General features: G+C 62.3%; 29 protein-coding genes, 2 tRNA genes and 1 pseudogene. 15 read left to right on the forward strand and 17 right to left on the reverse strand.

What is annotated here, in order from left to right:
* The 10 genes and pseudogenes from CK226_RS10250 to CK226_RS10290 form a co-directional block, all read right to left on the reverse strand.
* Nucleotides 1-1,914: a DNA cytosine methyltransferase gene (locus tag CK226_RS10250; RefSeq protein WP_095791764.1), complete on the reverse strand. Its 1,914-nt coding sequence runs from the start codon at nt 1,912-1,914 to the stop codon at nt 1-3.
* Nucleotides 1,911-2,132: a hypothetical protein gene (locus CK226_RS10255; protein WP_095791765.1), complete on the reverse strand. Its 222-nt coding sequence runs from the start codon at nt 2,130-2,132 to the stop codon at nt 1,911-1,913. The genes CK226_RS10250 and CK226_RS10255 overlap by 4 nt, the downstream gene beginning before the upstream one ends.
* Nucleotides 2,129-2,854: a hypothetical protein gene (locus tag CK226_RS10260; protein ID WP_095791766.1), complete on the reverse strand. Its 726-nt coding sequence runs from the start codon at nt 2,852-2,854 to the stop codon at nt 2,129-2,131. The genes CK226_RS10255 and CK226_RS10260 overlap by 4 nt, the downstream gene beginning before the upstream one ends.
* A gap of 63 nt (nt 2,855-2,917) precedes the next feature.
* Entirely contained in the window at nt 2,918-3,238 is a 321-nt protein-coding gene (locus CK226_RS10265; RefSeq protein ID WP_095791767.1) for a hypothetical protein, read from the reverse strand.
* Nucleotides 3,239-3,615: 377 nt separating this feature from the next.
* The gene (locus CK226_RS10270; RefSeq protein ID WP_095791768.1) at nt 3,616-3,801 is read right to left on the reverse strand and encodes a hypothetical protein; all 186 of its coding nucleotides are present in this window, start codon (nt 3,799-3,801) and stop codon (nt 3,616-3,618) included.
* A gap of 539 nt (nt 3,802-4,340) precedes the next feature.
* Nucleotides 4,341-4,586 (reverse strand): annotated as a pseudogene (locus CK226_RS35485) (DUF2312 domain-containing protein); the annotation flags it as partial.
* Nucleotides 4,583-4,804, reverse strand: coding sequence for a helix-turn-helix transcriptional regulator (locus CK226_RS10280; RefSeq protein ID WP_095791770.1), 222 nt, complete (start codon nt 4,802-4,804; stop codon nt 4,583-4,585). The gene CK226_RS10280 and the pseudogene CK226_RS35485, both read right to left, overlap by 4 nt.
* A gap of 218 nt (nt 4,805-5,022) precedes the next feature.
* On the reverse strand, nt 5,023-5,238 hold the full coding sequence (locus CK226_RS35490; protein ID WP_245437716.1) for a hypothetical protein: 216 nt from the start codon (nt 5,236-5,238) through the stop codon (nt 5,023-5,025).
* On the reverse strand, nt 5,207-5,437 hold the full coding sequence (locus CK226_RS34850; protein ID WP_179300993.1) for a hypothetical protein: 231 nt from the start codon (nt 5,435-5,437) through the stop codon (nt 5,207-5,209). The genes CK226_RS35490 and CK226_RS34850 overlap by 32 nt, the downstream gene beginning before the upstream one ends.
* A 26-nt stretch (nt 5,438-5,463) precedes the next feature.
* A complete protein-coding gene (locus tag CK226_RS10290; protein ID WP_245437717.1) occupies nt 5,464-5,715 on the reverse strand; it encodes a hypothetical protein in 252 nt (83 codons plus the stop codon).
* A gap of 336 nt (nt 5,716-6,051) precedes the next feature.
* Between CK226_RS10290 and CK226_RS10295 the strand changes: the two genes are divergently transcribed.
* The 7 genes from CK226_RS10295 (at nt 6,052) to CK226_RS10330 (ending at nt 10,157) form a co-directional block, all read left to right on the forward strand.
* Nucleotides 6,052-6,267, forward strand: coding sequence for a hypothetical protein (locus tag CK226_RS10295; RefSeq protein ID WP_095791772.1), 216 nt, complete (start codon nt 6,052-6,054; stop codon nt 6,265-6,267).
* Nucleotides 6,267-6,497 (forward strand): hypothetical protein, encoded by a 231-nt coding sequence (locus CK226_RS10300; RefSeq protein WP_095791773.1) that lies wholly within the window; start codon nt 6,267-6,269, stop codon nt 6,495-6,497. Before CK226_RS10295 ends, CK226_RS10300 begins: the two co-directional genes overlap by 1 nt.
* Nucleotides 6,494-7,276 (forward strand): ERF family protein, encoded by a 783-nt coding sequence (locus tag CK226_RS10305; RefSeq protein ID WP_179301013.1) that lies wholly within the window; start codon nt 6,494-6,496, stop codon nt 7,274-7,276. The genes CK226_RS10300 and CK226_RS10305 overlap by 4 nt, the downstream gene beginning before the upstream one ends.
* Nucleotides 7,276-7,920: a lambda exonuclease family protein gene (locus CK226_RS10310; RefSeq protein WP_348629079.1), complete on the forward strand. Its 645-nt coding sequence runs from the start codon at nt 7,276-7,278 to the stop codon at nt 7,918-7,920. Before CK226_RS10305 ends, CK226_RS10310 begins: the two co-directional genes overlap by 1 nt.
* A 63-nt stretch (nt 7,921-7,983) precedes the next feature.
* Entirely contained in the window at nt 7,984-8,532 is a 549-nt protein-coding gene (locus CK226_RS10315) for a hypothetical protein (RefSeq protein WP_095791776.1), read from the forward strand.
* Nucleotides 8,529-8,915 carry an HNH endonuclease gene (locus tag CK226_RS10320; RefSeq protein ID WP_348629080.1) on the forward strand — a complete coding sequence of 129 codons (387 nt, stop codon included), beginning with the start codon at nt 8,529-8,531 and terminating at the stop codon, nt 8,913-8,915. Before CK226_RS10315 ends, CK226_RS10320 begins: the two co-directional genes overlap by 4 nt.
* 216 nt (nt 8,916-9,131) lie before the next feature.
* Complete coding sequence (locus CK226_RS10330; protein ID WP_245437718.1) at nt 9,132-10,157, forward strand: tyrosine-type recombinase/integrase; 1,026 nt, start codon at nt 9,132-9,134, stop codon at nt 10,155-10,157.
* An 87-nt stretch (nt 10,158-10,244) separates the two neighbouring features.
* Here the strand turns inward: CK226_RS10330 and CK226_RS10335 are convergent.
* Nucleotides 10,245-10,321 (reverse strand) — tRNA-Arg (locus tag CK226_RS10335).
* A gap of 46 nt (nt 10,322-10,367) precedes the next feature.
* Nucleotides 10,368-10,673 (reverse strand): ETC complex I subunit, encoded by a 306-nt coding sequence (locus CK226_RS10340; protein ID WP_015318428.1) that lies wholly within the window; start codon nt 10,671-10,673, stop codon nt 10,368-10,370.
* Between the two features lie 125 nt (nt 10,674-10,798).
* Between CK226_RS10340 and CK226_RS10345 the strand changes: the two genes are divergently transcribed.
* Nucleotides 10,799-10,875, forward strand: a tRNA-Pro gene (locus tag CK226_RS10345).
* A 471-nt stretch (nt 10,876-11,346) separates the two neighbouring features.
* Nucleotides 11,347-11,796 carry a hypothetical protein gene (locus CK226_RS10350; protein ID WP_095791780.1) on the forward strand — a complete coding sequence of 150 codons (450 nt, stop codon included), beginning with the start codon at nt 11,347-11,349 and terminating at the stop codon, nt 11,794-11,796.
* Here the strand turns inward: CK226_RS10350 and hdaA are convergent.
* From hdaA to CK226_RS10365, 3 genes are read right to left on the reverse strand one after another with little or no spacing between them, the layout of a single operon-like run.
* Entirely contained in the window at nt 11,793-12,497 is a 705-nt protein-coding gene (hdaA, locus tag CK226_RS10355; protein WP_095791781.1) for a DnaA regulatory inactivator HdaA, read from the reverse strand. The two genes, CK226_RS10350 and hdaA, sit on opposite strands and share 4 nt — an antisense overlap.
* Complete coding sequence (locus CK226_RS10360; RefSeq protein WP_095791782.1) at nt 12,494-13,702, reverse strand: AI-2E family transporter; 1,209 nt, start codon at nt 13,700-13,702, stop codon at nt 12,494-12,496. The genes hdaA and CK226_RS10360 overlap by 4 nt, the downstream gene beginning before the upstream one ends.
* On the reverse strand, nt 13,674-14,231 hold the full coding sequence (locus CK226_RS10365) for a CDP-alcohol phosphatidyltransferase family protein (protein ID WP_095791783.1): 558 nt from the start codon (nt 14,229-14,231) through the stop codon (nt 13,674-13,676). Before CK226_RS10365 ends, CK226_RS10360 begins: the two co-directional genes overlap by 29 nt.
* 203 nt (nt 14,232-14,434) lie before the next feature.
* Here CK226_RS10365 and purM point away from each other — a divergent pair, with 203 nt between their 5' ends.
* Genes purM through CK226_RS10385 form a run of 4 tightly spaced genes read left to right on the forward strand, consistent with a single transcriptional unit; the run spans nt 14,435 to nt 17,115 of the window.
* The gene (gene purM, locus CK226_RS10370; protein WP_095791784.1) at nt 14,435-15,544 is read left to right on the forward strand and encodes a phosphoribosylformylglycinamidine cyclo-ligase; all 1,110 of its coding nucleotides are present in this window, start codon (nt 14,435-14,437) and stop codon (nt 15,542-15,544) included.
* On the forward strand, nt 15,541-16,254 hold the full coding sequence (purN, locus tag CK226_RS10375; RefSeq protein WP_095791785.1) for a phosphoribosylglycinamide formyltransferase: 714 nt from the start codon (nt 15,541-15,543) through the stop codon (nt 16,252-16,254). The genes purM and purN overlap by 4 nt, the downstream gene beginning before the upstream one ends.
* 10 nt (nt 16,255-16,264) lie before the next feature.
* Nucleotides 16,265-16,606: a hypothetical protein gene (locus CK226_RS10380; RefSeq protein ID WP_095791786.1), complete on the forward strand. Its 342-nt coding sequence runs from the start codon at nt 16,265-16,267 to the stop codon at nt 16,604-16,606.
* Nucleotides 16,606-17,115: a histidine phosphatase family protein gene (locus CK226_RS10385; RefSeq protein ID WP_095791787.1), complete on the forward strand. Its 510-nt coding sequence runs from the start codon at nt 16,606-16,608 to the stop codon at nt 17,113-17,115. The genes CK226_RS10380 and CK226_RS10385 overlap by 1 nt, the downstream gene beginning before the upstream one ends.
* Nucleotides 17,116-17,161: 46 nt before the next feature.
* Here CK226_RS10385 and CK226_RS10390 read toward each other — a convergent pair whose 3' ends face one another.
* Both CK226_RS10390 and CK226_RS10395 read right to left on the reverse strand, forming a co-directional pair.
* Nucleotides 17,162-17,401, reverse strand: coding sequence for a DUF680 domain-containing protein (locus CK226_RS10390; RefSeq protein ID WP_095791788.1), 240 nt, complete (start codon nt 17,399-17,401; stop codon nt 17,162-17,164).
* 213 nt (nt 17,402-17,614) lie between these two features.
* Nucleotides 17,615-17,857, reverse strand: coding sequence for a DUF680 domain-containing protein (locus CK226_RS10395; protein WP_095791789.1), 243 nt, complete (start codon nt 17,855-17,857; stop codon nt 17,615-17,617).
* Nucleotides 17,858-18,339: 482 nt separating this feature from the next.
* On the opposite strand from CK226_RS10395, the gene CK226_RS10400 reads away from it, so the two are divergent.
* Both CK226_RS10400 and CK226_RS10405 read left to right on the forward strand, forming a co-directional pair.
* On the forward strand, nt 18,340-19,011 hold the full coding sequence (locus CK226_RS10400; protein ID WP_095791790.1) for a response regulator: 672 nt from the start codon (nt 18,340-18,342) through the stop codon (nt 19,009-19,011).
* The gene (locus CK226_RS10405) at nt 18,998-20,356 is read left to right on the forward strand and encodes a sensor histidine kinase (RefSeq protein ID WP_095770630.1); all 1,359 of its coding nucleotides are present in this window, start codon (nt 18,998-19,000) and stop codon (nt 20,354-20,356) included. Before CK226_RS10400 ends, CK226_RS10405 begins: the two co-directional genes overlap by 14 nt.
* Nucleotides 20,357-20,359 lie beyond the last annotated feature (3 nt).

Consider the following 20,359-nt stretch of genomic DNA (forward strand, 5'->3'; position numbering starts at 1 on the left):
TCACTCCGCAGCCTCCTGGTATCGAATAAGGTGGTTGCAGTTGGCAGCGACTAAGGCTTTTGCCATGGGCGGCGAGACGCTGTTGCCGCAGCATTCAATCTGGCTGCTCATGGGTAGCGGCTTGCCGTTGAACTCGATCTCGATCTTGTAGTCGGGCGGGAAGCCTTGGGCTGAGAATAGCTCGCGCGGTTTCAGCATGCGCATACCGATGTCGACGATCGTGTAGACCTCGCCGCCGATCTCTACGGTCACGAACTCGCGCTCGTCCCAATGCCCATGCGCGCGCATGAAGTCGGCGACCTGGCGGGCTCGCGCCTCCTGCGCCTCGGTGAACGGCGGCAAGCTGACATCGGCTTCGATGTAGCCGAACCTGGCCTTGGCGGTAGTCGTGTGCAGAGGCTCGTCGAGCCCCGATTCCTGCTCGACCCCATAGTATTTGCTGATGAACGGCATCAAGAGCGCGGAATGGCCGCCGCCGGCAAGCACTGTCGGATGCGGCGCATCGATGGGGCTGTCGCGGCGATCGCTACCCTTCAAGCTCACCAGTGAGGCGGCGATGACAGATTGCGTGCACCCCTTCTGCACTATGGTAGATAGGGGTTCCTCGGGATGGTGCCCGACTACGCCAGTGTTGTTCTGTGCGAGGTAGACTGCCGCCAGCGAGCCTTGGTTCGATGTCGGCACGATGGTCGGCATCGGCGCGTCCGCCGGCAGCGTGCGGGGCGCTTGCCCTTCCCGCTCGCCATAGCGCGGTACCAAGTAGGGCGCGATGATCGCATTCTGATCTTTCGTGCTGGCGGTTATAGTGTGGGCCGGATCCTCAACGCTGCGGTTGGCGCCGCCCTGCTGGGCGTAGGAGAGCACCGGCGCAACCAAGCCCAGCGGCGCAGCTCCGCCCTGGCGCTTCTTGAAACTGTTGGCGGTTACGGTCGCCAGCGGCTCCCGCACATCATGGCCTGTGGCGCCTGCGTTGAAGCGGATGACCGACGGCGCGACGATGGCCTTCTCGCCACGATGGGCGCCGGTGATGGTGTTGAAAGGTTCGTCGATCGATTCCAGCCGAGCCCCATGTGTGAGGTTGACTAGAAACGGCTTTCGGGACTTCAGCACGTAGCGGTCGACGCCACGCGCGACGCGGTTCATGGTCGCTTCGGCGAGCGGACGGTTCGCCCGCAGGCCATGTTTCTCCATTATCTCGGCGCCGCTGTCGAAGATCGACGGGCAAGGCAACGTCCAGTCGATCACCTCGGCAGACATACGCCACGGAAGCTTGCGGCCGGCGATGACGTCCGCATCATCGGGCTTGCCATGAGAAGGCTTCGGCCAGACGATCGGCAGCTTGTCGAACCGGATGATGGCAAAGAAGCGCTTGCGGATCGTAGGCGCGCCATAGTCGCAGGCGCGCAGTTCGCGACACTCGATCTTGCCACCAAGGCGACGAATCGCCTTGCACCATTTCAGGAAGGTTTGACCGCGCGCGGCTGGATCAGGCATAAGCCCGCGATCGGTTTCGACCAGCGGTCCCCAATCCTGAAACTCCTCGACGTTTTCGAGGATGACGACGTCGACCTTGCCGCCACTCTTCTGAATCCGCTCGACCCAGCCCGGAATGATCCAGGCGAGATCACGCACGTTACGCTCGACCGGCTTGCCGCCTTTCGCTTTCGAGAAGTGCTTGCAGTCGGGGGAGAACCAGGCGAGGCCGATGTGCTTGCGCCTCAGGTAGTCCAGCGGGTCGACCTTGTAGACGTTTTCCGACAGGTGCAGCGTCTCGGGATGGTTCGCTTCATGAAGCGCCAGAGCTGCGGCATTGTGATTGATGGCGATGTCCGGTGAGCGGCCTAGCGCCATCTCAATGCCGGTAGATGCGCCGCCGCCGCCGGCGAAACTATCGATGATCAAAGGTTCGATCATCCCGCCGTCCTCGCCTTGGTGACTTCAACCGCGCGCTCGTAGTCCTCGGCGATGGTGCCGAGCACCAAGAGTTCCGTTCGCTTCTGGTCGATCTCGTGATCAGGCCGCTTGGCCTTCCCAGACGCAAACCGGGAAAGCCAATCCTGCTTTCCGGCGATGAGCGCGCGCACCGTCGAAAGCTTGACGTCATAGGTGATGGGCTGGCCGGCGGAGATCATGCCGCCTCCGCAATGAACTCAGGCCTGCGGGCGGTCAGCCTGATTTCGTGGTAGGCGCAGTATGGGCGCGCCTGGACGGCGAGATGACCGCAGCACAGCATATCCGGACCGGGCCGCTCCTCGAGGTCATAGCTGAGCGGAGCCCGGCAGCGGGCTGGAAGGCAGTCAACGAACCGCATCGCCGCGAAATGCGGCTGCGGCGCCAAAGCCCGCACAGCCGGCCGCGTGAGATACTCGAAAGCGCTCGGATCACGATCAATGTCTGCTGTGGCCGCAATGAACAGCCTGCCAGGCAGTTGGCCGGGCGCCGCCTTCTTCCTGTCGCTAGGCCGGCCCTTTTTGCCTCTGAAGCCTATCTCGTTGAGTTCCGGGGTGCGCCGGATAAGGCTCTTCACCCCAAAACGTGAGATGACCCGCCCGCTCTTAAGGGCAAGCCGCTGCGCGATGTGGACGTAGTTCTTCTTCGCCTTCAGGCAGTCGGCGACCAGCTTCATTTCCTCGGGCGTGTACGTGCAGGTCCCTTCGGATGCAGGCGATAATTTGGCGCGGCCAAAACCGATTGCAGCGAGCTTAGCGTTGCGGTGAACGATGCCGATGATGGCATTGCGTGAGACCGTTCGGCCTCGCATCGCTGACAGCTTGGCGGCGGCTTTGGAGGCGGAATCCCCTGCCCTTAGCCAGCCTGCAATGCTGTCGATTTCGGATTGGGTGTAGCCGGTCACTTCGGCCTCGCGGCAAAGTACCGGCAGCAATGCTGGAACGCTGGCATTGCAACCTCCTTCGGATCATTCCGCAGCCTCCAAGATCTCGGAAAGCTGCCGTGAGATTTCAGCGAGCCTTGCGCGCTCGATGATCGGCGCGGCCCACTGGCGGGTTGATGGAACTGCTTCGGCAAGGAAGGCCGGGCCGAAGGCGGAAATCATTGCGGCAAGATGCTCGCCCGATGGTCGTGTGTGGCCGCTGAGCCATTTCTCTGCCGTCGACATTGTGGCGCCGACGACGCTGGCGAGATGTGCCGCGGTCGAAGACGGAAACGCCCGCCGCGCGAACCGGCAAAAGCCATCCATGTCGAGCCGCAAAGTTTTGTGGTCGAAGGTCGAAGACATTCTGTGTTGCCCCATGCTGGATTGAAGTCCAGCCAGCCGGGGCGTCGACATCGGGTCGACTTCGCGGAAGAGCGGAGAGCCCGCCTGGTGGCGGCTCCAGAGAGGATCGAACAACATGGAAAGGCCCCACAGACACGATACAAACAGTGAGTTCGAGACGATTGGTCAGGCCGCGCGCAGGCTCCTGGAAGAACTGGATGCGCGGGTAGCAATGAGGGGGGCGAACGACAATCATGCAGCCTCCCTCGCGGTGGCGATGAGGCGGCGCAACTCCGCCTCAGCCTTGGAACGCGTGGCACCGGTGGCAAACGCCCCGGTTTCAGGATCGCGAGCGGTCCAGGTACCGTCACAGGTGCAAGTGATGACGAATGACGCGCTCATGACCGCACCGCGTCGATAACCGTCTGAACGATGCCCCAGCACCAAACAAAGGGGATCGTGACAGGCCAGAACAAGGCGAGCGCGACGGTGCCAATCGACAGCCGTCCGTCGCCGATCTCGTGGCTGTACTGGACCGCCAGCAATGAACCTGCAACGTAGAGATAGATGGCAAGGCAGGTCACGCTGCCCTCCCCCGCTGCCGTGCGATGGCGGCGTCATTGGCGCACTTTGCGCAGGAGGCCTGGCTATGCGACCAACGGCACGACTGCGGTTTCTGGCAATCGGGGTTTGGCGCTGGCGACGGTGCCTTCTTGAGGAATGCCGGAACATCGGCTTCCGAAATGGTGACGGCTTGCTCGGAATGGCCCCGTACAGGCCCTTCCTGACCAATGACGGCCTTCTGAGGACCATCATTTTTTGCGCGAGCAGCTTCCGAGCTTGGTTTGCTGGGCTGGCCGTCAGCAGCCCCCGAAGTGGCGTGGTCAGGAATCTCGGAATTGGCGCCCGACACGGAGGGAGGAGGTTCCGTGCCGGGCTGGTCCGTCTGCTCCGGGGAGGAGGTCGGAGCGGACGAATTCTGTTCGAAAATCTCGCCGGTTTCGGCGTCGTGCGGAACGTCAGTGTCCAGCTTGGGTGTCTTTGCGCTAGAAGCCTTGTCCGCGCGGGTTTTAGTGGCTGTGGGCTTAGGCTCCTCGTGCACGTGCACGCGAGAGGCGCCCGTAAGGGCCTCCCAATACAGGTCGAAAATCGCATTGCGCTCTTCGCGCTCGGCGATGTCCAGCTTGCGAGCTGCGACACACTGACGAACAGCCTTCACGTCGAACCCGACGCCGCGCAACTCCTTGTAGATCTCGGACTTGTCGGCGTTGAGCGTTTTGATTTCTTCCTCGACGCGCTCGATACGCTCGATGAAGGCACGCAGCTGGCCGGCGGCGACAGTCTGGCTGGTTTCGGTGATGCCGGTCATGCTGCGCGCTCCGAACTCGGAGCCGGTCCGAAGATGTCAGGGCGCAGGTGATGGCGGGATACCCCAGTGACACGCTCGACATCGAGAACTTTGTCGGCCGCCACGGAACGCGAGCCGTTCTCCATCCTGGACCATTGGACGCCGCTGACCTCAATCAGTGCGCCGGCCTCAGTCGTCGAAATCCCTTTGGCTTTTCGCCAATCGCGCAGTTGTTCCATGAGGTATCTGTACCATCATGGTATTATTCCTGCAAGCAGGAATTACCAACATGGTTGAATACCGTTTTCAGCCATCTTGGTAACCTCGAAAAATGGTAGCCCGGTTCAAACTGGACGCCGCTCCCGAGGCGAAGGTTTACCTCCAAGAGTGGCGCGAGACGAAATTCCCAACGCAGCAAGCGCTGTCTGATGAAATCGGACTGGCGGCAGCAACAATCTCACGTATCGAGACGGGAGAGCGCGAGTGGGGTAAAGGATACCTTGAGGCCCTTGCGCATGCGGTGGGTTGCCAGGTGGCCGACCTTTTCGGGCCGCCAGCAGTCGATGCCGAAAGAGCGCTCCGGTCGGCGCTCTTGCGATTCGGCGTCGATGGTGAGGATCTCGGTCGCGCCGTCTCCGCGGTCAAAGTGTTCGTCGACGACCGCGACGAGCAACCATCACCACCCCTTCCCGATGATCGATCCGCACCCGCCACTCACCGCCGTGTAAAAGCGCCATCTCGATAGCCACTTCGGCTGTAAGGCGCTTCACCTTCATCTCTGGATCGATCGGCGGACCGGCGCCCGCCGAGTTTCGCAGATCCGCAACAATCTGCTCGTTCCGCGTTCTGTACCGCGGCTTGACCTTGATCATGGTCGATGCCCCTCCGATGCGATTTGCTACTGGACGCGGTCCATTTCCTTGACCTCGTCCGGCACCGGGCCGAAGGCTTCAATTAGCTTGGCGTCTTCCCACTCGCCGGTTTTCGGATCGCCTTCCCGCTGGAACGCAACCACAAGCGCCTTCCGCACGGCCAGACGCTGCGCAAGGCTGCGCGCATGGCCGGGGCTATTCGCTTGGATGGGGCTGTCGGCCTGCAGCTGGCCGCGCTTACCTGCGATGAAAGACTGAACGACGTACATTGCACTCATGTCGCCTCCCTGGCGCTCGTTGTTAACGGCGATAGGAAAGACTTCCTATGACACAGAGTCAACGACCAGCCGAGATGTCCGCCTGACGAGGCTCCTGACAAGTACCTTCAGGAGTGATTGCGGTCTGGCCAATTCCTGACAGCTTGAGAGCTGCCGTTCTTGTGGCTACGGAACTCCAATCGGCCCGCAACCAGCCCGCTTTGGTGACCTTTTTGTCGGGCACGATTCGGCTTCGAATGTTGGCTCGCAGAACAAAACGTACCATCATGGTATTTAGCTATTGCCATTTGCTACCATGATGGTAATATCCTCATCAACACCAGATGAGGACCGGCAATGAACGCCCACCTTCGCCAAGCCATCGCAGAAAGCGCGGACTTCCGCATCGTCACCAAGATTTTTGGTGGACTGCTGGGGACCGAATATACTGTCGCAGCAAGCGGCCGCTATTACCGCGTCGGGCAGCTGACCCTTGACCAATTGAAGCGCGGCATTCCTGCCGCAGACCTCGACCTGCTCGAGGTCGACCCTGAGACGGACGAGGCGCTGTGATGGGCGCTCCGGTCTTCTTCTCCGAGCACGTTGATGCGGCAATCGCCGACAAACCCGTTGAAGAACAGCTGTCAGCGCTCGCCACGCTCATCCAAGACGCCGAATTCGCCAAGCTCTCCGGCTATGGGCCGCCCGCCGATGAACTGCGCACGGCGCGCCGTCGTTGGCTCACTCTCTACGACCAATGGGCAGCGGAAAACCTGCCTTATCAGGAAAGGAAATTTGCATGAGCGCCCTCGCCTCACAGGCCCTTGTCGAGCATGACGCGGCGCAGATCGCCGGCCCGGTTGCCGTCGTCCCCGGCGAGCGCCGGGAAATGACGCCCATGGAGATGGTTGGCCTCGCGCTCGAAAAGGGCGTCTCTGCCGAAATCCTCAAGCAGATGATGGACCTTCGCGACCGCGAGGAAGCACGCAACGCCAAGTTAGCGTTCACCAAGGCAGTGTCGGCGGCCAAGGCGGAACTTGGCCCGATCATGCGGACGCGCGCCGTGGACTACACGCCGAGCGGCAAAGAGCGCGTCTATTACAGGCACGAAGACCTTGCCGGCATCGAAAAGCAGGTGACGCCCGTCCTAACCAAATACGGCCTGAGCTACCGATACGAGAGCGACAACGGCCCCGACCGGCCCATCACGATCACCTGCATTCTGGAGCATGTCGACGGGCATTTCACACGCACCCCGCTTGCCGGCCCCGCCGACAACGGCGCCGGCAAGAACAGCCTCCAGGCTATCGCGTCGACCACGACATACCTCCAGCGCTACACGTTGAAAATCGCGCTCGGCCTGTCGGTCAGCCACGACGACGACGGGCTGAAGGCTGACGAAAAGGTCGAGGACCGGATCACCACCGAACAGCGCGACACCATCCTGAAGCTCATCGACGAGACCGAAACCGATATCGTGAAATTCTGCCAGTGGGCGAAGGTCGAAGCGGTCGGCGATATGCTGGCCGTCCACTACGACAAGGCTATCGGCGTCCTCCAGCAGAGGAAGGCCAAGCCATGATGCAGATTTTCGACTGCGAGCAAGGCTCAACCGAGTGGTTCGCCTGCCGCGCTGGCATCCCGACCGCCTCGAAATTCGCAACCGTAATGGCAAAGGGTGAAGGAAAGACGCGCTCCAAATATCTGCGCCAGTTGGCCGGCGAGCTTTTGACCGGTGAGCCCATGGAATCCTTCACGACGCCGCACATGGACCGCGGAAAGACGATGGAGGACGAGGCGCGGGAAACCTACGCTTTCATCCACGACGCCGATATCCGGCGCGTTGGCTTCATCCGCAACGGCGACAAGGGCGCGAGCCCTGACAGCCTGGTCGGCGACGAAGGCGGCCTCGAGATCAAGACCGCCCTGCCCGATATCCAGATCGAACGCCTGATGAGCGGGAAGCTCCCTCCCGAGCACAAGGCGCAGGTGCAAGGCAATATCTGGATTTCCGGCCGCGAGTGGTGGGATTTCGTCAGCTATTGGCCGAAGCTCCCCATGCTGACCGTCCGCGTCTTTCGCGATGATATATACATCGCCAACATGTCGGCCGAGATCGATGCTTTTAATGCTGAGCTCGCCGAGCTTGTGGAGCGCATCCGCAACTATGACCGGCGCGGCGAAGTCCTCAAAAACCAACTCGTTCAAAGCGTTTTAGCTGGCTGATCTCCAGCGTCCGCCGGCGGCAGTGTTTGAGTACCGCCGGCGATTTCTTCGAAGGAACGACCGATGACAGATGCACCGATCATGGTCAGGTACGAAGGCGATGGCTCTTTCTCGCCGGCCTCTCAGTTTTGGGCCGCTCGCGCCGACAAGGCTTTCGTCGTCGGCGAGGTCTACCGGATCGTCGAGTATCACGACCGTTCAGCCAATTCGCATCGGCATTTCTTCGCCTGCGTCCATGCGGCCTGGCAGAACCTTCCCGACGAGCTGGTCGAAATCTACCCGACTGCCGAACACCTCCGCAAAAAGGCCCTTATCCGCAAAGGCTACCGTGACGAGCGCGAATATGTCTGCGCGACGAAATCGGCCGCGCTGGATCTGGTTCGTACCATCCTCCCGCTCGACGACTACGCCATCATCGAGGCCCGCGAGAACGTGGTGCGCATCTGGACGGCCAAGAGCCAATCCGTGCCGGCCATGGGCGCCAAGCATTCCAGTAGAGCAAGCAGGCCGTTCTCGATTTTCTCGACGACCTTCTCGGCGTCGAACGCGGCGCGAACGCGAAAAGCGAGCCCGCATGATCGCTGGCGGTGGAAAGATCGACGATGCCAATGATCGATGACCCGAACGGCGGCCGCAGCGTCAAGGAATGGATCGGCAAGACACCCGACTCGGTGCCGCCGCCGACCGTCCGCGCCCGCATTTTCGTTCGCGCCAACGGCATGTGCCATATCAGCGGGCGCCCCATCGGCGCTGGCGAGAAATGGGAGCTCGAGCACATCAAGCCTCTGTCGTTGGGCGGTGAGAACCGGGAAAGCAACTTGCGGCCCGCCCTGGTCGACCCGCACAAGGCTAAATCGGCCGACGAAAACACTTTGCGGGAAAAAGCTGATCGTGTCCGCGCCAAGCACCTAGGCGTCTATCCGAAATCGAAAGCTCCAATACGATCGCGCGGCTTCGCGCCGACCCGAGAGGGCGTTGAGCGGAGGAAAGGATGACGCGGGCACTCGCTCTTTCGCAACGCCAGGCCCAAACATTGCTGCGAGCGGCCGAGGCGGAGCGCGGGATTGTCGAAGTCAAGATAGGATCGGCGGTTTTCCGCCTTATCCCCGCTAGTCTCGCACAGGCACCGAAGCTAGTTGACGACGATGTTTCGCCCGAAGCCTTTGATACGCTGGACGAATATCTAGCGTGGAGAGACAGGAGCGGTGCTGGTGGCGCTTAAAGGCATCCATACGGTCAAGCGCAAGCTGGCCGACGGATCGACGCGCGTCTACCACTACGCATGGCGCGGCGGCCCGAAGATTGAGGCAAAGCCGCACACTGAGGCTTTCGCCCTGGAATACGCTAAGCTCAAGGCGCTGGCGACACCTAAGATTGTCGAAACCCTTGAGACGCTGATTGATCGGTTCACCGGCCCGGAGGACAAGCGCAATCCTGATTTCCTGGCGCTGGCCGATACTACCCAGACGGACCATCTCTATGCCTTTCGGCTCATCAAGGAGAAATGGCCTAAGCTGCCGGTCAGGCTGACCCAGCAAAAGGGCATGAAAGCCGAGATCAGGAAGTGGCACCGGAGCTTTGCTGCCCACCCGCGCAAGGCCGACAAGCTGCTGTTCTCGCTGTCCAAGGTGTTTTCCTACGCCGTCGCCGACGAACTGATCGACAAGAACCCCTGCACCGGCATCGAACGGCTGTACAACGGCTCACGGCGCGAATCCGTGTGGTCGCAGGAGCAGATCAAGGCTTTCCGTGCCGGCGCGCCCGCTCACCTCCTGCTTGCCTTCGAAATGGCGCTGCACACCGGCCAGCGACAGGGCGACCTGCTTTCCCGATCCTGGAAGGACTATGACGGGATCTATCTTCAGTTCCGCCAGTCGAAGGGTGGCAAGAAGCTGAAGGTCCGCGTCCATTCGAAGTTGAAGGCGATGCTGGATGTCCTCGACAAGGACAAGATGCGCATCCTGCTCAACTCTCGAAAGCGGCCGTGGACCAAGGACGGCTTCAAAACCTCCTGGGGAAAGGAGTGTGCCCGCCTCCAAATCGTAGGCGTCACCTTTCACGACCTGCGCGGAACGTTCATCACTGAGCGGGCGCGGGAGGGGTCGAGCGTCGAGGACATTGCCAAGATATCCGGCCACTCGATTTCGGAGATCAAATCCGTGCTGGAAAAGCACTACCTGGCCGACGATCAAGACGCCAGCGACGCGGTGATTTTGCGCATGGAACGGAACCCATGAGGAACGAAAACTGTAAAACGGTTTGTAAAACGGCCAATTCCGGTTGGTCTTCCGGCCGCAATCTGGCAACTAACTACTTGAAAAGATTGGCGATCCCGACAGGATTCGAACCTGTGACCATCGGCTTAGAAGGCCGGTGCTCTATCCAGCTGAGCTACGGGACCGCTGGCCGGCCAAAGCGGCCGGCTGGATATCTGGCGCTGACGCCGTTCAATGCGTCCAGGGCGTCCTGCGGTCATAGCGGAAATTCTCCGCATAGGAAATCTGGCGGCGCTTGGTCTCTTTCGGCTCCTCGACACGGAAGGCAAGCCCTTCCTTTTCGGCGTAGGCCACGGCCTCTTCGCGCGTGTCGAAGGTCAGCCTGATCTGGCTTCTCATGTCTCCCGACGTCGTATAGCCCATCAAGGGGTCGATCTTCTTGCGCATCTCGGGGTCGAATTCCAGCACCCAGTGGCCGGTCTTGGCCTTGCCGGATTGCATCGCGGTTTTGGCTGGGCTGAAAATGCGCGCGGACATGGCCACCTCATGGTTGTGCAAGGCAGCATCGCCGCCCCTTCGCCCGTCATTACTGCGCAATGCGCATGGCGGCAAGGTTTTTGCTCTTGCCATCCAACACCGAAATGAATAGGCAACAGACCGTTCGGAGTGTAGCGCAGGCTGGTAGCGCATCTGGTTTGGGACCAGAGGGTCGGGAGTTCGAATCTCTCCACTCCGACCATCCTCTTCATAGCTGGTGCGATTCAGGCGCCCTTGCCCCACCAGAGCCTGAACCGCGGCCGCCGCCTTTGTCGTGCCCTTGATCGGGCGATACGCGCTCCGGCCTTCATGCGACGATACGCGCGCCGGTCCAGCCCTGCTGAATGAGCGCCCCCACTCCGCCCGACTTCAAGCCCGGAGCGCGCATTCTATGTCGGTCGTGGATAGATCGGGTCCGAGAGCAGTTGAAGGCAAGCTCGCCGGGCGAGAACCCCAAACTCAATCCCGGCGAGCCTACAACCTGATTTGGAACGCAATCAGGACCGGGGTCAGCCGGCAAGCTGGTGCAGCAAAATGGATGCCAGTCCTGTTTCCCGAAATGAGACAGGCTTCCGATTGTTGGCTTGTTGTTTCCATAGCCACGCTTGATTTTGACTAACGCCACGCCTTGTACCATCAATAAGAATGAGGGGATCCAAAGTGGGGGAGTATAATGGGTAATTCTTATCCTGGCGAAGAGGCGACGGCCGAACAAATACTAAGGCTTGCAAGTGAATTCAGAAATGCGGCGGTCAGTCTTCAGGCACTTCATCGCAAGCGAAATCCACTTTCCCTCGTGCCGTGCCGTTTCGCTGCACTTCACGCGATTGAACTCTATCTCAATGCACGACTCCTGCTATCAGGATCGGACCCGAAAGCGGTTCGCAGCCTGCAGCATGATTTCGCTGCTCGCACCGAAAAAGCCCTTATTTCTGGGCTCATCCTGCGGAAGCGCACGACACATCACCTGTTCCAATTGACCGGAAACAGAGAATATTTGGCAGCGCGATACGGCCCCGAAATGACCACCACCCTGTCGCAAATCAACAGGCTGATGGCGACATTGCACGAGGTTGCCACGAAGGTAGAAGGGCTGCACCATTCCGGAGCACCTGCAGCCTAAATCTCGAACGCGCCCTGCCCCTCATCCATCGCGCTGACCGTTTCGGCGGCGAGTGCCCGCGTGATCGGCATCTTGCGCTCGAGCGCGGTGCGGTCCAGCCGCTCCACCACACGCATGGCTGTCGCCAGCGAGCGCTCGATGCGCCGCACCAGATATTGCACGACATGCGGTTCGACCTCGACCTGGCGGTCGGCGAACAGCTTGGTGATGACGCCGGCCAGCAGCAGGTCGTCGGGCTCGTGGATCTCGACCGTCGCCGCCGCTTTCAGCCGCGAGGCCAGATCCGGCAGCGACACTCCCCAGGCCGAGGGAAAACGCCGTGCGGTCAACAGCAGCGTCGAGCCGGCGCCGCGCACCGCATTGATCAGATGGAACAGGCCTTGTTCGTCGACCGCGCCGGCATCGACATCGTCGATCAGCGCCGGCCGGGCGCCGAGACTGGCGATGCAATCGCCGATGCGCCGGGCGTCGACCACGACCGCGTTGGCGCGCGCACGCCAGATGGCGGCCAGATGCGACTTGCCGGAGCCGGCGGGACCTGCCAGCACCACCACAGGCGAGGGCCAGTCCGGCCAGCGGTCGACCAGTGCCGCCGCCTGGTTGTTGGTGCCGGAGACGACGAGTTCGTCGCGCGAATAGCCTGTGCCGTGGCCGAGATCGAGCGGCAGCTGGCGCGGCGGATCGGTTCGCTGGGCGGTCACTTCGAGCGACGTGGTTGGGTGCGGTGGCCGCCGCCACGATCGGCCGGCAGCGGCGGCGCAGCCTCTGTCGCGTGGCCCTTGTAAAGCGGCGATTCGAGATAGCGGGCGATGGCGAAGCGCACCAGAACGGCGACGGCGGCGGAAGCCGGCACGGCAATCAGCAGACCGACAAAACCGAACAGCGCGCCGAAGGCGAACAGAGCGAACATCAGCCACACCGGATGCAGGCCGACGCTTTTGCCGACCAGCCTGGGCTGCAGGATGTTGCCTTCGATGAACTGGCCGATGAAGAAGACCACGGCGACGGCGACGATCATTGTCCAGTCCGGCCAGAACTGCACGAAAGCGACGCCGACCGCCAGAACCAGCCCGGTCAGCGAGCCGACATAGGGAATGAACGAGATCAGCCCGGCGAACAGGCCGATCAGGATGGCGAAGTTCAGCCCGGTCAGCGTCAGACCGGTGGCGTACATGGCGCCGAGCACCAGGCAGAGCGTGCCCTGGCCGCGCACGAAACCGGCGGTCGCGGTGTTGATGTCGCGCGCAATGGCGCGCACCGTCGCGACGTTGTCGCGCGGCACCCAGCTGTCGATGACCGCCACCATGCGGTCCCAGTCGAGCAGCATGTAGAAGGCAACCACCGGCGTCACCACGAACAGGCTGACCACCGAGACCAGCGCCACGCCCGAACTCCAGATCGAGGTGAAGACCGTGGTGAGCAGGCCGAAACCCGAGGTCAGCAGCGAATTCAGCCCATCACGCAAGCCATTGGCGTTGACGCCGAATTTCTGCTCCAGCCATTTCGGATCGAAGGAGGTGATCAGGCTCTGCAGCCGGGTCAGGTATTCCGGCAGTTTGCCGGCGAAATCGGCCATCTGCGTCGCCAAGACCGGAATGAGGATGACAAAGGCCAGCACCAGCACGATGAGGAAGGTGATCAGGATGACCACCGTCGCCATGAAACGCGACAGGCCAAGCCGCTGCAGCCGGTCGGCGACCGGATCGAGGAAGTAGGCAAGCACCATGCCGGCGACGAAGGGCAGCAGGATGGCGCTGAATACGTAGAGGAACAACGCAAGCGCGGCGACGCCGGCCACCCAGAAGGAGATCTGCCGGCGGAACGCGGAGGCCGCGACAAGATCGGCAGCCGCGGCCTCGATCACCGCTGCTTCTTTCTCAGATGTTCGGATTGGAGCCTTCGCCATAGCCGCTCATATGCCTCAGCCAAGCCACGAGATAGGCTGCGGCCGAAGCCACGGTCAAGACCCCGGACAGCAATATGAGGGCTGGCCGCAGAGGGTCGAGGTGCAGGGCAAAGGCGAGCTCGCCCAGCACGACCGCCGCCAGCACGATCTGGATGGCGGTATTGGCTTTCGACACCAGGAACGGCTTTATCTCGACCGGGTGCGCCATCACGGTGGACAACAGGACCGCGCAGATGATCAGCGCATCGCGCGACACCATGGTGACGACCAGCCACAGCGGCAATTGCCCGATGAAGCCCATGACGACGAACACCGAAACCAGAAGCAGCTTGTCGGCCATCGGATCCAGATAGGCGCCGAGTTCGGACTGCTGGTTGAAGCGGCGGGCGATGAAGCCGTCGATGCCATCCGAGACGCCGGCGATGACGAGGCCGGCAAAGGCCCAGTCCCAACGGGCCTGCAGCATGGCCAGCACCACGGCAGGCACCAGGAGAAGGCGCAGGATGGTGATCAGATTGGGGATGGTCAACTCATTGTCCCGCCATGCGCTGTTTGGAGATAGATGAAGGAGATGGAGAGCCGCCACAAGGACAGTTCGTTCCAGGCGCGAGCGCCAATCCTATGCCATTCTATCCACGCTTTTGTCAGGTCAAATGGCGCTCGGCTCCGCCGTTATCCTTGCGGACCGAAACCGTTCATGCGAAGAGCCCGCAAACGAGCAGGAAAATTGCGATGAGCAAGCGCGACACAAGCCAGCCCAAAACGGGCCAGGCCAAAACGAGCAAGCGCAGGAACGGGCTCACCTATGCCGAGGCCGGCGTCGATATCGATGCCGGCAATCTCATGGTCGAGAAGATCAAGCCGCTGGTGCGTGCCACGCGCCGGCCGGGTGCGGATGGCGAGATCGGCGGTTTCGGCGGGTTGTTCGACCTCAAGGCGGCCGGCTTTACCGATCCTGTGCTGGTCGCCGCCAATGATGGTGTAGGAACCAAGCTCAAGATCGCCATCGATGCCGGCAAGCACGACACGATCGGCATCGACCTCGTCGCCATGTGCGTCAACGACATCGTCGTGCAGGGCGCCGAACCGCTGTTCTTCCTCGACTATTTCGCCACCGGCAAGCTCGATCCCGACCAGGGAGCGGCGATCGTCGGCGGCATCGCCGAAGGCTGCCGGCAGGCCGGTTGCGCACTGATCGGCGGCGAGACGGCGGAAATGCCCGGCATGTATCACGGCAAGGACTATGATCTCGCCGGCTTTGCCGTGGGCGCGGCCGAACGCGGCCAGCTTTTGCCCACCGACGACATCGTCGAAGGCGACGTGCTTTTGGGCCTCGCTTCCTCGGGCTTGCATTCGAACGGTTTTTCGCTGGTGCGCCGCATCGTCGCCGCCAGTGGCCTGGCATGGAGCGATCCGGCGCCGTTCAACGACGAGGCGACGCTTGCCGAGGCGTTGCTCGAACCGACCCGCATCTACGTCAAGTCCATCCTCAAGGCGATCCGCAACACGCATGGCATCAAGGCGCTGGCGCACATCACCGGCGGCGGTTTCCCGGAAAACATTCCGCGCGTGCTGCCCAAGGATTTTTCGGCCGAACTCGACCTGGAAGCCATAGACGTGCCGGTGGTGTTCTCGTGGCTGGCCAAGACCGGCGGCGTGGCGCCGGAAGAGATGATGCGCACCTTCAATTGCGGCGTCGGCATGATCCTGGCGGTCGCCTCCGGCCAGGCGGCGCAGGTCGCCGCCGTGCTGCAGGAAGCCGGCGAGACGGTGACGCCGATCGGCCGCATCGTGCCGCGCCGCGATGCCGGCGTCATCTATCGGGGCTCGATCGGCCTATGAGCACGCAGAGAAAACGCACTGTCGTCCTGATCTCGGGGCGCGGCTCCAACATGACCGCGCTGATCGCCGCGGCCAGCGACCCGGCCTTCCCGGCCGAGATCGTCGGCGTGATTTCAGACAAGGCCGACGCCACAGGCCTCGGTATCGCCAAGGCACGCGGCATCGCCACGCAGGTCATTGCCCGCGCCAACCATGGCAGCAAGCAGGCGCATGACGCGGCGATCGACGCCGCACTCACCGCCTTCAATGCCGAGATCGTGGCGCTGGCCGGCTACATGCGCATCCTCTCCTCCGGCTTCGTCCAGAAATGGCAGGGCCGGATGATCAACATCCACCCTGCCCTGCTGCCGGCATTCAAGGGCCTCGACACCCATGCGCGCGCGCTGGCCGCCGGCCTGCGCATCCATGGCTGCACCGTGCATTTCGTCACGTCGGAGATGGACGACGGGCCGATCATCGCACAAGCGGCCGTGCCGGTGATGGTCGGCGACAATGCCGATACGCTGGCTGCCCGGGTGCTGAAGGCCGAGCACCGGCTCTACCCGCTGGCTCTGGGCCTGGTCGCCGAAGGCAAGGCACGCATGGAGGCCGGGCGCACGGTGCTCGCTCACTTTGCCGACGATGCCGACAACGGCACCTCGGTGGTGATGGCGCCCGATCCGCTGCGCGAGGAAGCCGATCTGGAGCATCTGGCGCGGATTACGCCCTGAGCCGAGGCCAATGGACGTTTTCGACAGTGCGATCCGGACGAAAGGCGACCTGGCCGGCGTTTTCGAATATGACGAGGCCGGAGACCCGCAAAACGCCACGGCATATTTTTACCTCTGTGAAATGCAGGGCAGAACCGTCGGGCCAATCGTCGGAACAATACACATTCGTTCCGGAGCCTGGCCGATCGCCGAAACCGACGTTGTCGTTAAATGGGACAACGGCGAACGGCGTGTCGGCCTATTCATCCATGGCCAGTTGGCGGCGGCCTTCGATGTCGAAGGCGGCACAAGGCACGGCGGGGGATATGGCAAGGACTTTCATGCCGACATTCCCTGGTCGGACGCAAATTGATGAAACAGCTTCTTCTCCTGCGCCACGCCAAATCGAGCTGGGACGACCCAGATCTCGACGATTTCGACCGGCCGCTGGCCAAACGCGGATTGAAGGCGGCCGAATTGGTGGGGCGGGAGCTTGCGGCGCGCGACTGGCTGCCCGATCTTGTGCTGGTGTCGTCGGCTCTGCGCACCCGTGATACATGGCGGCTGGTCGCCGCGGAACTGCCGGCACATCCCCGGGTCGTGTTTGCCGAAGCGCTCTACGAGGCTTCGGCGGCGGATATTCTGAGCCAGATTCGTAAAGTCGACCCATCAAGCCGCTGCCTGGTGGTGGTTGGCCACAATCCGGGCCTGGAGGATCTGGCGAAACAGCTTGCCGGATCCGGCTCGGAGACCAAAGCCCACAACACTCTGGAGGAAAAGTTCCCCACGGCAGCCATCGCGCGCCTTGTCTTCGACAGCGACTGGTCTGGCCTTTCGACGGCACGACTGACGCATTGCCTGCGCCCGAAGGATCTGAGCTAGCAGTCCTGCCGGGCAAGCGGCGCGCAAGCCCGCCGCGCCCGAGACCTCAGTTGCCCCAGATACCCTGGCCGGGTTCCGGCCAGTCGGTGGTGGTCTTCATCCTGGTATCGGCTGCCTTGCGCCCGGCCATATCCGTGTCCTTTACCGCGCCGGTGGCGGCGTGATCCACCCCGGCGATCGAGGCAGCCGGCTGGTTGGCATTGTCGGAGCCATAATGGTCACTGCCGGCAAGGGCGCCGCCGGTCGCAAGGAGGATGGCGGTTATGGCGATAGCGATCTTGTTCATTTCAATCTCCTGTCTCATCCGTTGGGCGGCGTCTTGGGAGGACGGCTCCGCAGGAACAAGACCCGAGGCCGTCTGGTTTTATTCCCGGAGGCGGAGCTTTTCCGCCGGTTGCAAAGACCCGGCTGCTTGAAACCGATGCCTGCCCTGCTGCGCAAAACAAGAGCGGCGGGCCAGGCCCACCGCTCTTTGTCAATTTTCCGGGGATTGGAGGAATTAACGGCCCCAGATGCCCTGGCCCGACTGAGCCGGCACGTTGACATTGGCGTCGCCCTGTGTCTTCAAAGACTTCACGATCGAACCGGTATAGGTGGTGTCGATGTTCGAGGACGACTGGCTGGCAACCGGCTGGTTGACGTTGTTGGAACCATAGTTGCCGGAGCCATAATGGTCGCTGCCAGCGAAGGCGGCGCCCGTAGCGACGAGGATGGCGGCGGCGGTAAGAGCGATCTTGGTCATTTTAAGCACTCCAGTATTTATCTGTCCTGTCCGTCTAGTGGCGTGCCCTTGGGAGGAATTTCGCGTCGCTCGGACCACCCCGAAGTAGGGAATGCCTTTTGGATTACCAGTCGCGTCGGCTTTGCAGAATTTCCTTATATTATAGACAATGCATATTGCATGCGCAGCAATTTCAACGCAATTTATGCAATCATTTCAGTTTATTAAGTTCAGCCCTTCCGACAAGATCGGAGCGCTTTTGGAGGCGATTGTTCACTGTTTGCGACACAATCTGTCAACCAGAACCGAACCGTTCGGTTCGATTTCAGGTGAGAATAGGCTGATCGAAACCTGCAAGGGCCTGCTGTTACCTCGCCAAGACCGCATTTGTCTTGCGTTGAGATCGATACTGTCGCTCATTCAGGAGAGATCAGGGGTGCCGCGACCCATCAGGCCAAGGCGATCCGCTGGAAGGCCGCAAATGAATCCGGACCGTCATAGATATGCGACTGCTGCTCGTTGAGGACAACCGCGAACTGGCCGACTGGCTGGGCAAGACCCTGCGCCAGGCGAATTATGTGGTCGACATCGTCCATGAGGGCGAGGATGTCGAGCACGCGCTGGCGGCGGGCGGCCATGCGCTCGTCATCCTAGATCTGGCGCTGCCGCGCATGGGCGGCCTGGAGGTGCTGCGCATGCTGCGGGCGCGCGGCAACCGGGTGCCGGTGATCGTGCTGACCGCCAATGCCAGCCTCGACGGCAGGGTCAAGGGCCTCAACGAAGGCGCCGACGACTATCTGGCCAAGCCATTCCAGATCGAGGAGCTCGAGGCCCGTATTCGGGCGCAGCTGCGCCGCGCCAACGACCGCACCGCGCCTGTCGTTGCCTGCGGCGATCTCGTCTTCGACACCAACACAAGGCTGTTTTCGCTGGCCGGTGAACCACTGGCGCTCACACCTCGCGAACATGCGGTGCTGGAGCAATTGATGGTGAAGGCCGGGCGCACGGTGAGCAAGGCGGCACTTTCGGCGGCGATCTATGATTTCGAGACCGATGCCGACCCCAGCGCCATCGAGATCTATGTGCATCGCGTGCGCAAGAAGCTCGAAGGGTCGCGGGTCCAGATCGCCACCTTGCGTGGCCTCGGCTATCTTCTGCGGCATGAAGATCAATAGCCTCCGCCTGCAGTTGTTGGCATGGGTGGTGCTGCCACTGGCCGGACTCGCCACCATTAATCTGTGGACCAGCCATGGCAGCGCGCTGGCCACAGCCAACCTGGTCACCGACCGAATGCTGCTCGGCTCGGCGCGGACCATCGCCGAGCAGGTCGCCATGACCGATGGCGTGCTCGATGCCACGATCCCGCCGGCAGCGATCGAGATGTTCGATACGGGCGACCGCGACAGCGTCTACTACCATGTCAAGACTGCCAGAGGGCGGCTGCTGACCGGCTATCCCAATCTGCCGGAGGCGTTGACGCCGTCCAGCACCGAGGCAACCTATCGCGACCACCGGCTGCGGCTGCTTACCTTCAGCCAGGGTGTGGTCGGCGCCGGCAAGGATTCGCCGATATCGGTTACCGTCGGCGTCACCCTTGCCGGACATGACGCGATGGTGCGGCGACTCTGGTTTGGCGCCTTTGCCCAGCAGTTGGCGCTGGTGGCGATCGCCGGCCTTTTCGTGCTCCTTGGCCTGCATCGGGGCCTGGCGCCGCTCATCAGGCTGCGCGACGCAGTGCGTTCGCCGAACCGCAGCGACCTCGACCCGGTCGAAGTGCCGGGCGCCCAAAGCGAAATCCGCCCGCTGATCGAAGCGCTCAACGCCTATATGGCACGCGTGCGGGCCCAGATGGCGTCGCAACGCCGCTTCGTCGCCAATGCCGCGCACCAGTTGCGCACGCCGCTGGCGCTGCTGTCAACGCAGGCGAGCTACGCGCTGCGAGAAACCGTCCCCGACGCCCGCCACGAGGCGCTGGTGGCCCTGCAGGCAAGCTCCGGCCGCCTGGCACGGCTTGCCGAACAACTGCTGACCTTGTCGAGAGCCGAGCCGGGTAGCCGACGGCCGCGCGCCGACCGTGTCGACCTGACTGAAGCGGCTCGTCAGGTTCTGGAAACCCATGCGCCGATTGCCGTCAGCCGCAACGTCGATCTCGGCCTCGAGGAGGCCGGCCCCGCGCCGGTCATCGGCGACGGCACCATGCTGCGCGAAATGATCGTCAACCTCGTCGACAATGCGCTGCGCTACTCCTCGTCAGGTGGCAGCGTCACTGTGAGGCTGGCGGCCGTCGATGGCGAAGCCGTGCTGACGGTCACCGACGACGGGCCTGGCATTCCAGTGGAAGAGCGGGATCACGTGTTCGAGCGCTTCTACCGCATCGCCGGCTCGACCGAGGAAGGCAGCGGGCTGGGGCTCGCCATCGTGCGCGAGGTCGTCGAAAACGCCGGCGGCCGCGTCACCCTGCGGGATGGCGCGGCCGGCGGTCTGGTGGTTGACGTGAGGTTGCCGCTGGCAAGCAGCTAGCCC

The organism is Mesorhizobium sp. WSM4311 (genome assembly GCF_002295115.1).
Classification (GTDB): domain Bacteria; phylum Pseudomonadota; class Alphaproteobacteria; order Rhizobiales; family Rhizobiaceae; genus Mesorhizobium.

What these genes read in the sequence shown, in the direction of transcription:
- CK226_RS10265 (WP_095791767.1), bottom strand. Translation starts at nt 3,238, where the DNA reads ATGTCTTCGACCTTCGACCACAAAACTTTGCGGCTCGACATGGATGGC.
- purM (WP_095791784.1), top strand. Translation starts at nt 14,435, where the DNA reads ATGAGCAAGCGCGACACAAGCCAGCCCAAAACGGGCCAGGCCAAAACG.
- CK226_RS10350 (WP_095791780.1), top strand. Translation starts at nt 11,347, where the DNA reads ATGGGTAATTCTTATCCTGGCGAAGAGGCGACGGCCGAACAAATACTA.
- CK226_RS10390 (WP_095791788.1), bottom strand. Translation starts at nt 17,401, where the DNA reads ATGAACAAGATCGCTATCGCCATAACCGCCATCCTCCTTGCGACCGGC.
- CK226_RS10315 (WP_095791776.1), top strand. Translation starts at nt 7,984, where the DNA reads ATGACAGATGCACCGATCATGGTCAGGTACGAAGGCGATGGCTCTTTC.
- CK226_RS10255 (WP_095791765.1), bottom strand. Translation starts at nt 2,132, where the DNA reads ATGATCTCCGCCGGCCAGCCCATCACCTATGACGTCAAGCTTTCGACG.
- CK226_RS10405 (WP_095770630.1), top strand. Translation starts at nt 18,998, where the DNA reads ATGAAGATCAATAGCCTCCGCCTGCAGTTGTTGGCATGGGTGGTGCTG.
- CK226_RS10400 (WP_095791790.1), top strand. Translation starts at nt 18,340, where the DNA reads ATGCGACTGCTGCTCGTTGAGGACAACCGCGAACTGGCCGACTGGCTG.
- purN (WP_095791785.1), top strand. Translation starts at nt 15,541, where the DNA reads ATGAGCACGCAGAGAAAACGCACTGTCGTCCTGATCTCGGGGCGCGGC.
- CK226_RS10295 (WP_095791772.1), top strand. Translation starts at nt 6,052, where the DNA reads ATGAACGCCCACCTTCGCCAAGCCATCGCAGAAAGCGCGGACTTCCGC.
- CK226_RS10385 (WP_095791787.1), top strand. Translation starts at nt 16,606, where the DNA reads ATGAAACAGCTTCTTCTCCTGCGCCACGCCAAATCGAGCTGGGACGAC.
- CK226_RS10395 (WP_095791789.1), bottom strand. Translation starts at nt 17,857, where the DNA reads ATGACCAAGATCGCTCTTACCGCCGCCGCCATCCTCGTCGCTACGGGC.
- CK226_RS10310 (WP_348629079.1), top strand. Translation starts at nt 7,276, where the DNA reads ATGCAGATTTTCGACTGCGAGCAAGGCTCAACCGAGTGGTTCGCCTGC.
- CK226_RS10280 (WP_095791770.1), bottom strand. Translation starts at nt 4,804, where the DNA reads ATGGAACAACTGCGCGATTGGCGAAAAGCCAAAGGGATTTCGACGACT.
- CK226_RS10290 (WP_245437717.1), bottom strand. Translation starts at nt 5,715, where the DNA reads ATGAGTGCAATGTACGTCGTTCAGTCTTTCATCGCAGGTAAGCGCGGC.
- CK226_RS10320 (WP_348629080.1), top strand. Translation starts at nt 8,529, where the DNA reads ATGATCGATGACCCGAACGGCGGCCGCAGCGTCAAGGAATGGATCGGC.
- CK226_RS10340 (WP_015318428.1), bottom strand. Translation starts at nt 10,673, where the DNA reads ATGTCCGCGCGCATTTTCAGCCCAGCCAAAACCGCGATGCAATCCGGC.
- CK226_RS10250 (WP_095791764.1), bottom strand. Translation starts at nt 1,914, where the DNA reads ATGATCGAACCTTTGATCATCGATAGTTTCGCCGGCGGCGGCGGCGCA.
- CK226_RS10380 (WP_095791786.1), top strand. Translation starts at nt 16,265, where the DNA reads ATGGACGTTTTCGACAGTGCGATCCGGACGAAAGGCGACCTGGCCGGC.
- CK226_RS34850 (WP_179300993.1), bottom strand. Translation starts at nt 5,437, where the DNA reads ATGATCAAGGTCAAGCCGCGGTACAGAACGCGGAACGAGCAGATTGTT.
- CK226_RS10300 (WP_095791773.1), top strand. Translation starts at nt 6,267, where the DNA reads ATGGGCGCTCCGGTCTTCTTCTCCGAGCACGTTGATGCGGCAATCGCC.
- CK226_RS10305 (WP_179301013.1), top strand. Translation starts at nt 6,494, where the DNA reads ATGAGCGCCCTCGCCTCACAGGCCCTTGTCGAGCATGACGCGGCGCAG.
- CK226_RS10360 (WP_095791782.1), bottom strand. Translation starts at nt 13,702, where the DNA reads ATGGCGAAGGCTCCAATCCGAACATCTGAGAAAGAAGCAGCGGTGATC.